The organism is Streptomyces colwelliae (genome assembly GCF_048158785.1).
Lineage (GTDB): Bacteria > Actinomycetota > Actinomycetes > Streptomycetales > Streptomycetaceae > Streptomyces.
In genome coordinates, this window is the sequence record NZ_JBLTJC010000368.1 from 1 (window position 1) to 10,042 (window position 10,042).

General features: G+C 70.7%; 10 protein-coding genes and 1 pseudogene. 4 read left to right on the plus strand and 7 right to left on the minus strand.

Annotated elements, in window-relative coordinates:
- Positions 1–98 precede the first annotated feature (98 nt).
- Positions 99–857 (plus strand): annotated as a pseudogene (locus ACNFOC_RS44005) (MBL fold metallo-hydrolase); the annotation flags it as partial.
- Here ACNFOC_RS44005 and ACNFOC_RS44010 read toward each other — a convergent pair.
- From ACNFOC_RS44010 to ACNFOC_RS44020, 3 genes are all read right to left on the minus strand, one after another.
- The gene (locus ACNFOC_RS44010; RefSeq protein WP_416964624.1) at positions 854–1,681 is read right to left on the minus strand and encodes a nucleotidyltransferase domain-containing protein; all 828 of its coding nucleotides are present in this window, start codon (positions 1,679–1,681) and stop codon (positions 854–856) included. The pseudogene ACNFOC_RS44005 and the gene ACNFOC_RS44010 sit on opposite strands and share 4 nt — an antisense overlap.
- 60 nt (positions 1,682–1,741) lie before the next feature.
- Positions 1,742–2,788, minus strand: coding sequence for a BamB-related PQQ repeat family beta-propellar protein (locus ACNFOC_RS44015; RefSeq protein ID WP_416964625.1), 1,047 nt, complete (start codon positions 2,786–2,788; stop codon positions 1,742–1,744).
- A gap of 73 nt (positions 2,789–2,861) precedes the next feature.
- Positions 2,862–3,536, minus strand: coding sequence for a Crp/Fnr family transcriptional regulator (locus ACNFOC_RS44020; RefSeq protein WP_019063754.1), 675 nt, complete (start codon positions 3,534–3,536; stop codon positions 2,862–2,864).
- Between the two features lie 351 nt (positions 3,537–3,887).
- Between ACNFOC_RS44020 and nth the strand changes: the two genes are divergently transcribed.
- The 3 genes from nth to ACNFOC_RS44035 all read left to right on the plus strand — a co-directional run bounded on the left by nth (position 3,888) and on the right by ACNFOC_RS44035 (position 6,736).
- Positions 3,888–4,667, plus strand: coding sequence for an endonuclease III (gene nth / locus ACNFOC_RS44025; RefSeq protein WP_416964626.1), 780 nt, complete (start codon positions 3,888–3,890; stop codon positions 4,665–4,667).
- Between the two features lie 83 nt (positions 4,668–4,750).
- On the plus strand, positions 4,751–5,440 hold the full coding sequence (locus tag ACNFOC_RS44030; RefSeq protein WP_416964627.1) for an NUDIX hydrolase: 690 nt from the start codon (positions 4,751–4,753) through the stop codon (positions 5,438–5,440).
- Positions 5,441–5,536: 96 nt separating this feature from the next.
- On the plus strand, positions 5,537–6,736 hold the full coding sequence (locus tag ACNFOC_RS44035; protein WP_416964628.1) for a MarP family serine protease: 1,200 nt from the start codon (positions 5,537–5,539) through the stop codon (positions 6,734–6,736).
- A gap of 36 nt (positions 6,737–6,772) precedes the next feature.
- On the opposite strand, the gene ACNFOC_RS44040 is transcribed toward ACNFOC_RS44035, so the two are convergent.
- The 4 genes from ACNFOC_RS44040 to nhaA form a co-directional block, all read right to left on the minus strand.
- Positions 6,773–6,952, minus strand: a complete 180-nt coding sequence (locus ACNFOC_RS44040) for a hypothetical protein (RefSeq protein WP_078623198.1) — start codon at positions 6,950–6,952, stop codon at positions 6,773–6,775.
- A 160-nt stretch (positions 6,953–7,112) separates the two neighbouring features.
- Positions 7,113–8,063 (minus strand): alpha/beta fold hydrolase, encoded by a 951-nt coding sequence (locus tag ACNFOC_RS44045; RefSeq protein ID WP_416964629.1) that lies wholly within the window; start codon positions 8,061–8,063, stop codon positions 7,113–7,115.
- Positions 8,060–8,545 carry a phage holin family protein gene (locus ACNFOC_RS44050; RefSeq protein WP_327402382.1) on the minus strand — a complete coding sequence of 162 codons (486 nt, stop codon included), beginning with the start codon at positions 8,543–8,545 and terminating at the stop codon, positions 8,060–8,062. Before ACNFOC_RS44050 ends, ACNFOC_RS44045 begins: the two co-directional genes overlap by 4 nt.
- A 43-nt stretch (positions 8,546–8,588) precedes the next feature.
- Entirely contained in the window at positions 8,589–10,025 is a 1,437-nt protein-coding gene (gene nhaA, locus ACNFOC_RS44055; protein ID WP_416964630.1) for a Na+/H+ antiporter NhaA, read from the minus strand.
- Positions 10,026–10,042 lie beyond the last annotated feature (17 nt).

The window sequence follows — 10,042 nt, forward strand, 5'->3', positions numbered from 1 at the left end:
TATGTCCACGTCCTTGGTCATCAGTCCGACGGGGAATCCGGAACCGAAGCTGCCCGAGAGCATGAACTGGGCCACCTTGTTCTCCGAGGTGTTGCTGCGTCAACGTGCTCGCGCCCAACGCGTCCGCGATGACCCTGGACGGGACGAACACCTGGATCGTCGCGGAGCCGGACTCGGAGCTGGCCGTGGTGATCGACCCGGGGCCGTTGGACGAGGGGCATCTGCGGAACGTCGTCGACACCGCCGAGAAGGCGGGCAAGCGGATCGCGCTGACCCTGCTGACGCACGGGCACCCCGACCATGCCGAAGGTGCCGTTCGGTTCGCCGAGCTGACGGACACGAAGGTGCGCGCGCTGGATCCGGCGTTGCGGCTCGGGGACGAGGGGCTCGCCGCCGGGAACGTGATCCGGGTCGGCGGGCTGGAGCTGGTCGTCGTGTCGACGCCCGGGCACACCGGGGACTCCCTGTGCTTCCATCTCCCGGCCGATCAGGCCGTCCTGACCGGGGACACCGTCCTGGGGCGCGGTACGACCGTCGTGGCGCATCCTGACGGCCGCCTGGGCGACTACCTGGACTCGCTGCGGCGGCTGCGGTCCCTCACGGTCGACGACGGTGTCCACACCGTCCTGCCGGGCCACGGGCCCGTCCTCGACGACGCCCAGGGTGCCGTCGAGTTCTATCTCGCCCACCGCGCCCACCGGCTCGCCCAGATCGAGACGGCCGTCGAGAACGGTCACCGGAGCCCGGCCGAGGTCGTCGCCCACGTGTACGCGGACGTCGACCGCTCCCTGTGGCCGGCGGCGGAGCTGTCCGTGCTGGCCCAGCTGGACTACCTGAAGGAACACGGCCTGATCTAGGCGATGTCCGGGCGGGGCGCCTTGATGCCGTGCACGCGCGCGTACTCGGCGGCCAGCCACGGGCCCAGATCATCCACGTACGACCGCAGGACGCCCGCGTCGCCCGTCGGCTCGTAGCCCGACTCCGCCGCCCTGCGCAGGTCCTGCGCACGCTCCGGGTAGTACTCCGCGAACGCCTCGGCCATCTCCCGCAGGTCGCTGGTCCAGCCGTTCCAGCGGGGCATCACGAGCGTGAACCCCGTGCGGACGAGATGCCGGGACATGAAGCGGACCAGGGGTCTACGGGCCTCGTCCGTGTCCCCGGCGCCCGCGACGCGTTCGCGCCAGCGGGGGAGCAGCAGCGCCAGGTCGCCGTTCGTCTCCCGGGCGAGGATCGAGTCGGGGCGGTAGCGGGGGAGGTCCTCGGCGAGGTCCTCCCCGAGCAGCGGTGTGCACAGGCACGCCACGAACCACCCCAGGTCGTACGTCTCCGGCTCGCTCAGCAGCCGTGCCCGGCCGTACAGGAGCGTGCCGACCCCGTCGATCTCCGGGAACTCCTTGTCGAGCGCCTCGCCGAGGCTCCGGGCCGCGTCCCGGTCCTCCTCGGTCGGCTCCTGGCGCGTCACCACGAGCAGGTCCAGATCGCTGCGCCCCACGCGCGCGGTGCCGCGCGGGATCGACCCGTAGAGGTACGCGCTGTTGAGGCGTCCCCCGTAGACGTCGATCAGCCGGTCCCGCGCGGCGGCGACGACCGGCCGAAAGGCGTGCGGAACGCGCCCCAAAGAGCCCTCGCGCTCGATGTGTCCCTGGGCGTCGAGCCCTCTGTGGTGAACGGTTCCGGCCATGGGATCACTGTGCCGGGAGACGTGCCCCCTGGGGAGTGCATTTACGGGAGGCGGACGGGGTCACCTCCAGCGGAACACCCGTAACCCGTGGCTGTAGTCGCCGGCCTCGCAGCCCACCGCGACCAGGTCGCCGGACGCGGCGACGAGCGAGTCGAACGCGGTGCCGGGCAGCCTGCGCCGGGCCACCACGCTGCCGTCGGCGGGGTCGAGCACGCTGAGGCGGCCGCCGTACTCGTGCACGACCAGCAGCCGGCCGCGGTGGGCGAGGACACCGTCCTGGTACGTCTCCTTGCCGTGCCACTCCCACAGGAGCTTCCCGGAGGAGACGGAGTACGCCCCGAGCCGGTTGCCCCGGTCGAGCTCGGCCCTGTCCTTGGGGACCAGGCCCACCACCAGGACGTCACCGGCCACGGCGACCTGCTCGCCGAACCTCTCGTACCCCTCCGGGAGGGCCAGCGTCATGGCTCCCGTCCCGCCGTCGCCCAGGACCAGGAGGCTGTGCCCGCCGCGCACGCCGCGTGTCCTCAGGGCGGCCACGAAGGGGCGGGCGCTGATGACGGACGCGCTCTCCACGCGCGGGTCGGTGAGTTCGTGTTTCCAACGGACCTCGCCCGTGTCCACGTCGAGGGCGCGCATCACCGGCCGTGCCTCCCCGTCCTTCCAGGACTCGCCGGCCGTCGCGAGGAGACCCCCGCCGAGGGCGGCCTTGGACGGGATGTGCCCCAGCGGTGCCGTGTCCTGTTTCCGGCGCCGTACGACCTCGCCCGTGGCGACCGCCAGCGAGGTGAGGCCGACCCGTTTCACGTCCCGGCGCCGGTCGCCGTCGTAGTGCATCACCACCCCCACGCCGCTCTCGGCGTCGGCGGACACCAGGCCGACGACCTGGTCGCCCGGCGGACGCCAGGTCCACCGCGGCTCGCCGGTGGTGGCCCGGAACGCCCGCACCCCGTCGGCGCGGGCGATGACGACGGTGTCGTCCGTCAGCCATAGGCCCAGCGGCTTTCCGCCGAGGTCGCCCTTCTCGTCGGGCGTTCTCCACAGCCGGCGCGCCGATCTTCGCCACCAGGAGTGTTTCCAGCCCGGATCCGGCGCCTTGTCCTCGTACATCCCCACCCCTGGCGATACGCGAAGGGCCCCGCCGTACGAGCAGGGCCCTTCGAAGTCGTACGAAATGCTGTGGCTAGCGCGAGCGCTTCGCCAGTCGCTCCACGTCCAGCAGGATCACCGCGCGGGCCTCCAGGCGCAGCCAGCCGCGGCCCGCGAAGTCGGCGAGGGCCTTGTTGACCGTCTCGCGGGACGCGCCGACCAGCTGGGCCAGCTCCTCCTGCGTGAGGTCGTGCACCACGTGGATGCCCTCCTCGGACTGCACGCCGAAGCGGCGGGAGAGGTCCAGCAGGGCGCGGGCCACGCGGCCGGGGACGTCCGAGAAGACCAGGTCGGACATCGCGTCGTTGGTCTTGCGCAGCCGGCGGGCGACCGCGCGCAGCAGCGCGGAGGCCACCTCGGGGCGGGCGCTCAGCCAGGGCTGGAGGTCGCCGTGGCCGAGGCCGAGCAGCTTGACCTCGGTCAGCGCGCTGGCGGTCGCCGTACGCGGGCCCGGGTCGAACAGCGACAGCTCGCCGATCAGCTCGCCGGGGCCGAGGACGGCCAGCATGTTCTCGCGGCCGTCCGGGGAGGTGCGGTGCAGCTTCACCTTGCCCTCGGTGACCACGTAGAGCCGGTCGCCCGGGTCGCCCTCGTGAAAGAGCGAGTCCCCGCGCGCGAGGGTCACCTCACTCATGGAGGCGCGCAGCTCCGCGGCCTGATCGTCATCGAGCGCCGCGAAGAGCGGGGCGCGCCGCAGAACGTCGTCCACGAGTTCTCTCCTTGTCGACCTGCTCAGGGGATGGTGCTCCCCCTTGGTACCAGGGGACCGTGCTCCCCATTTTGCTGGACCGTCCAAACAGTGTGATCTGTCACAAGGATGCCGCACTGGTGTCCCGAGGTAAGCGGCAGGGGTCCAATTGGGGGCTGATCTTCGGGGTCCGGGGCGGATGTCAGTGGCGGGCTCTAGGCTGGCCGGGTGTCCAAATCGCCGGTGAGAGCACAGGCCAAGGGGGCTGGGCGGATGGTTGTACCTCGTGATTCCGCTGTGGGCGAACAGGGCCCTGACGGCGGCAAGGGTGGCGGCAGGAAAGTGACAAAAGGGGCAAAAGTGGTGGCCGGCGTGAAGAGTGAATCGCACACCGCCCTCGTCCGCCGCGCCCGCCGCATCAATCGCGAACTGGCCGAGATCTATCCGTACGCCCACCCGGAGCTCGACTTCGAGAACCCCTTCCAGCTCGTGGTCGCCACGGTCCTGTCCGCCCAGACGACCGACCTGAGGGTCAATCAGACGACGCCGGCCCTGTTCACCAAGTACCCGACCCCCGAGGACCTGGCCGTCGCCAACCCGGAGGCGGTCGAGGAGATCCTCCGCCCGACCGGGTTCTTCCGGGCCAAGACCAAGTCGGTGATAGGGCTCTCCAAGGCCCTGGTGGCCGACTTCGGCGGCGAGGTGCCCGGCCGGCTTGAAGATCTCGTCAAGCTGCCCGGTGTGGGCCGTAAGACCGCCTTCGTGGTGCTCGGTAACGCCTTCGGGCGGCCCGGCATCACCGTGGACACGCACTTCCAGCGGCTCGTACGGCGCTGGAAGTGGACCGAGGCGACCGAGCCCGACAAGATCGAGGCCGCCGTGGGAGCGCTCTTCCCGAAGAGCGACTGGACGATGCTCTCGCACCACGTGATCTTCCACGGCCGCCGGATCTGCCACGCCCGCAAGCCCGCCTGCGGCGCCTGCCCCATCGCCCCGCTCTGCCCGGCGTACGGCGAGGGCGAGACCGACCCGGAGAAGGCGAAGAAGCTGCTCAAGTACGAGAAGGGCGGCTATCCGGGTCAGCGGCTGAACCCGCCGCAGGCCTATCTGGACGCGGGCGGCAAACCGGCCCCGCCGCTGGGATCGGCGTGACGGGAATCGTCATGACATCGGGGGCGGATGACGGAACGATCTCGGAGGTATCGGGCGTTGATCAGTGGGAACGGGGGTGGGGGATGACACGCGCGAGCAATACCCAGGGTGTGGTGCTCAGCAAGGAGGGGCTGCCGGGCTGGCTGGATCCGGTGGTGCACGCCGTGGAGACGGTCGAGCCGCTCCAGCTGAGCCGGTTCCTGCCGCCGGAGGACGGGGCGGGGCGGCAGTCGGCGGTGCTGATCCTCTTCGGGGAGGGCGATCAGGGGCCCGAGCTGCTGCTCATGGAGCGGTCGAGCTCGCTCCGGTCGCATGCGGGGCAGCCGTCCTTCCCGGGTGGTGCCCTCGACCCCGAGGACGGCGATCCGACGGGCGACGGGCCCTTGCGGGCCGCTCTCCGCGAGGCCGAGGAGGAGACCGGACTCGACCCGGCTGGAGTGCAGCTTTTCGGGGTGCTGCCCAAGCTGTACATCCCGGTGAGCGGCTTCGTGGTGACGCCGGTGCTGGGCTGGTGGCGGGAGCCGACGCCGGTGGGCGTGGTCGATCCGAACGAGACGGCACGCGTGTTCACCGTCCCCGTGGCGGATCTCACGGATCCGGCCAACAGGGTCACCGTCACGCACCCCAGCGGCTTCCTGGGTCCGGCATTTCTGGTCGAATCGACCCTCGTCTGGGGCTTCACGGCCGGCGTCATCGACCGCCTGCTGCACTACTCCGGCTGGGAGCGGCCCTGGGACCGCGAGAAGCAGGTCCCGCTCGACTGGCGGTCATGACAGGGTGTCCGTCGTGCTGTGTCTTCCCGGGGGACAACCCCCGGACCCCCGGCGGCCCTGGAGTGATCGCGAAGTCATGAGGCGAGGCTTGAACCGGTGAACGTGCTGGACATCCTGTTGCTGGTCGCCGCCGTGTGGTTCGCGATCGTGGGCTATCGCCAGGGGTTCGTCGTCGGCATCCTGTCGGTGATCGGGTTCCTGGGCGGCGGTCTCGTCGCCGTGTACACGCTGCCCGTGATCTGGGACGCGCTGACCGAGAAGTCGGAGGTCAGCACCACCGCGGCCGTCGTCGCGGTCATCATCGTCATCGTCTGCGCCTCCGTCGGCCAGGCCCTGACCACCCACCTCGGCAACAAACTGCGCCGGTACATCACCTGGTCCCCGGCCCGCGCCCTGGACGCGACCGGCGGCGCCCTCGTCAACGTCCTCGCGATGCTCCTGGTCGCCTGGCTGATCGGCTCCGCGCTGGCCGGCACCACCCTGCCGACGCTCGGCAAGGAGGTCCGCAGCTCCAAGGTGCTGCTGGGGGTCTCCCGGGCGCTGCCCTCGCAGGCCGACACCTGGTTCGCGGACTTCTCCTCGGTCCTCGCGCAGAACGGTTTCCCGCAGGTCTTCAGCCCGTTCGCGAACGAGCCGATCAACGACGTCCAGCCGCCCGACCCGGCGCTCGCCTCCAGCGCGGTCGCCACCCGCGCCCAGCAGTCCATCGTCAAGGTCATGGGCACCGCCCAGAGCTGCGGCAAGGTCCTGGAGGGCAGCGGCTTCGTCTTCGGCGACCGCCGCGTCATGACCAACGCGCACGTCGTCGGCGGCGTCGACGAACCCACCGTCCAGATAGGCGGCCAGGGCCGCAAGTACGACGCCAAGGTCGTCCTCTACGACTGGCACCGCGACATCGCCGTACTCGACGTACCCGACCTGAAGGCGCGCTCCCTGCAGTTCGCGACCAAGGACGCGGTGAGCGGCAACAGCGCGATCGTCGCCGGCTTCCCGGAGAACGGGTCGTACGACGTCCGTGCCGCACGCGTGCGTGGCCGCATCACGGCCAACGGCCCGGACATCTACCACCGCGGCACGGTCCGCCGCGATGTGTACTCGCTCTACGCGACCGTCCGCCAGGGCAACTCCGGCGGCCCGCTGCTCACGCCCGAGGGCAAGGTGTACGGCGTGGTCTTCGCGAAGTCCCTCGACGACCCCGACACCGGGTACGCGCTCACCGCGGACGAGATCCAGGCGGACATCGTCAAGGGGCGCAGTGCCAACGAGCAGGTGGACAGCGACAGTTGCGCGCTGTGAGCCCGGCTTTTGCCCGGCTTTTGGAGGAGGGCCGCGTCAGCCTCGAGGATGACGCAGCCGTACCGAGACCCAGCGGGCCCGGCGGCGCAGAATGCGCGGGATCCCCACCCTGAGGTCTGTGCCCTGGAGTTGCGGGGCGCCCCGTTGGTGGGAGCTCAGACCGTGGTCCGAGCGGCGGTTGCGTGCTGCGTCACTGTAGTCGTGCGTCCAGCCCATACCCCTCCGTCTGCCCCTGCCCCAAGGTCGATAACCACCCCTTGGGGCCCCAATTGGCCTATGCGCGAGGCAAGTAGCCGTTCGTAGGACAGGTGTTCATATCCGGATACCGGGCGCAGCGGAGCGGTCACGCATCGGTCATGCGTTGCTCACCCGTCGGTCAACGATCGGGTTCGGGGTCCTTGAGCCAGTTGACCAGTTCTGTCGAGAAGACCACCGGGTCCTCCTCGTGCGGGAAGTGCCCGAGACCGTCGAACAGCCGCCAGCGGTACGGCGCTTCGACGTACTCCCCGGAACCGGCCGCGCTGCGGGTGCGCAGCACCGGGTCGAGCGAGCCGTGCAGATGCAGCGTCGGCACCCGCACCGGGCGCTTCATGCGCCGGTTGAACTGGATGCCGTCCGGGCGTGCCATCGACCGCACCATCCAGCGGTACGGCTCGATCGAGCAGTGCGCGGTCGACGGGATCAGCATCGCCCGCCGGTACGCCTCGATCGCCTCGTCGTCGGGCAGGCTCGCGCCGGACCAGTCCCGGATCAGCTTGCCCACCAACTCGGCGTCCTCGGCGAGGAGTTGCCGCTCGGGGATCCAGGGGCGCTGGAACCCCCAGATGTAGGAACTCGCGGTCGACTGCCTGACGTCGGAGAGCATCGCCGAGCGCCAGCGCCGGGGGTGCGGCATCGAGGAGACTGCGAGCCGGCGCACCAGCTTGGGGCGCATCGCGGCCGCCGTCCATGCCAGATAGCCGCCCAGGTCATGGCCGACCAGCGCGGCGTCCGGCTCGCCGAGGGAGCGGATCACGCCGGTGATGTCGAGGGCGAGGTTGGCCGGGTCGTAGCCGCGCGGGGTGCGGTCGCTGCCGCCGACGCCCCGCAGGTCCATGGCGACCGCCCGGAACCCGGCGTCGGCCAGCGCGCCGAGCTGGTGCCGCCAGGTCCACCAGAACTGGGGGAAGCCGTGCAGCAGCAGCACCAGCGGCCCGTCGCCCACCTCCGCGATGTGGAAGCGGGCGCCGTTGGCCGCGACGTCCCGGTGGGTCACCTCGCGCCCGCCGGGAATGTCGAGCCGTACGACCGAAGCAGGTTGCGCCCAAGGATTGGCGGGGTCCGTCATGAGGACGAGCGTGCCACAGCCTCGATGGCTTCGGGGACACGGTCCTCGATCGCCGCGCGGGGATGCGGCTTGGCGTTGCCCAGGACGCCCGCGGTCTCCTTCACCGAAGCGGCCACCTTCTGCGGGCCCTTGCTCTTCGCGGCCTTCTTGAAGAAGAGCACGCCCACCAGCCCGAGGACGACCGCGACGAGCACGTTCGCCGCGAAGGAGAGCAGGAAGCAGAGCGCCATGTTCCAGCCGCTCCACGTCCGAATGCCGTATGCCAGCGCGAAGTTGAGCATCGGCAGGGAGAACAGCAGGACCACCGCGGCGACCGTGAACGCGCCGCCGCCCGCGACACCGCGCTTGACGTCCTGCTTGAGCTGCGCCTTCGCCAGTGCGATCTCGTCGTGCACCAGCGCGGACATCTCGGTCGTCGCCGAGGCGAACAACTGGCCGATGCTGCGTTCGGCGCCGACCGGGCTGCCGTCGGGTGCGCTCATCGCGTACTCCCTCATCTGCATGTGTTTGTACCGTCTGGTCAGATCATGCCGGACCGTCGTTGTCCTCGCCTGCCCCGCCCGCCACTTCGGCAAGCCCGCGTCGCTCGGCTGCCTTCGCCTCGGCGATTCTGCGGTGCTCGGCGGCCTTGCGGTCGTGGAGTTCGGCCATGCGCAGGTGGTACGCCGGGTCGTCCTGCTCGTAGATGTCGGGGATGCCGTCGAGATCCTCGTCGCGCTCCTCGTCCTCGTACATCCTGCGGTACCTGGCGTTGCGCAGCTTGAGCAACACGGTCGCGCCGAGGGCCGCCATGACGGAGCCGACGAGGACGGCCGCCTTGACCTCGTCGGTGAGCAACTGGTCGCCGTCGAACGCGAGTTCCCCGATGAGCAGCGACACGGTGAAGCCGATGCCGGCCAGCGAGGCGACCGCGAACACGTCCGGCCAGGCGAGGTCGTCGCTGAGCGAGGCCCGGGTGAAACGGGCCGTCAGCCAGGTCCCGCCGAAGATGCCGACCGCCTTGCCGACGACCAGTCCGAGGACCACGCCCAAGGTCTCGGGCTTCGTGAACACGTCGCCCAACGCGCCGCCCGAGATGGCGACCCCGGCGCTGAACAGCGCGAACAGCGGCACCGCGAGGCCCGCCGACAGGGGCCGTACGAGATGTTCGACGTGCTCGCCGGGGGAGTGCTTCTCGTCCTCGCGGGTGGTGCAGCGCAGCATCAGGCCCATCGCGACACCGGCGATCGTGGCGTGGACGCCGCTGTTGTACATCAGCGCCCAGATCACGAGCGCGAGCGGGACGTAGACGTACCAGCCGCGCACGCCCTTGCGCAGCAGCAGCCAGAAGACGGCCAGGCCCACGGCCGCCCCGGCGAGCGCCACGAAGTCGATGCCGGCGGTGAAGAAGACCGCGATGATCAGGATCGCGAAGAGGTCGTCGACGACGGCGAGGGTGAGCAGGAAGGCGCGCAGCGCGCTCGGCAGGGAGGTGCCGATGACCGCGAGGACGGCGAGCGCGAAGGCGATGTCGGTGGCGGTCGGCACCGCCCAGCCCTGGAGGGAGCCGCCGCCGGCGAGGTTCGTCAGCGTGTACACGAGTGCCGGTACGGCCATCCCGCACAGGGCCGCCACGACGGGCAGGGCGGCGGCCTTGGGGTCGCGCAGGTCGCCGGCGACGAGTTCGCGTTTCAGCTCGATGCCGGCGACGAAGAAGAAGACGGCGAGGAGGCCGTCGGCGGCCCAGTGGGCGACCGAGAGGTTCAGGCCGAGGGCGGCGGGGCCGAGGTGGTAGTGGCTGACGCTCTCGTAGCTGTCGTGCAGGGCGGGGACGTTGGCCCAGATCAGTGCGGTGATCGCGGCGATCAGGAGGAGGACACCGCCGACGGTCTCGGTGCGCAGCGCCTCCGCGACGAAGTTCCGCTCGGGCAGGGACAGCCGTCCCAGCACTTTGCGGGTGGCGGTGGGGCGGGGCGCGGTCACGGGGAGACCTCCGGGGT

Coding starts and splice junctions, on each gene's coding strand:
- ACNFOC_RS44010 (WP_416964624.1), bottom strand. CDS start 1,681: ATGGCCGGAACCGTTCACCACAGAGGGCTCGACGCCCAGGGACACATC.
- ACNFOC_RS44015 (WP_416964625.1), bottom strand. CDS start 2,788: ATGTACGAGGACAAGGCGCCGGATCCGGGCTGGAAACACTCCTGGTGG.
- ACNFOC_RS44030 (WP_416964627.1), top strand. CDS start 4,751: ATGACACGCGCGAGCAATACCCAGGGTGTGGTGCTCAGCAAGGAGGGG.
- ACNFOC_RS44040 (WP_078623198.1), bottom strand. CDS start 6,952: ATGGGCTGGACGCACGACTACAGTGACGCAGCACGCAACCGCCGCTCG.
- ACNFOC_RS44045 (WP_416964629.1), bottom strand. CDS start 8,063: ATGACGGACCCCGCCAATCCTTGGGCGCAACCTGCTTCGGTCGTACGG.
- ACNFOC_RS44050 (WP_327402382.1), bottom strand. CDS start 8,545: ATGAGCGCACCCGACGGCAGCCCGGTCGGCGCCGAACGCAGCATCGGC.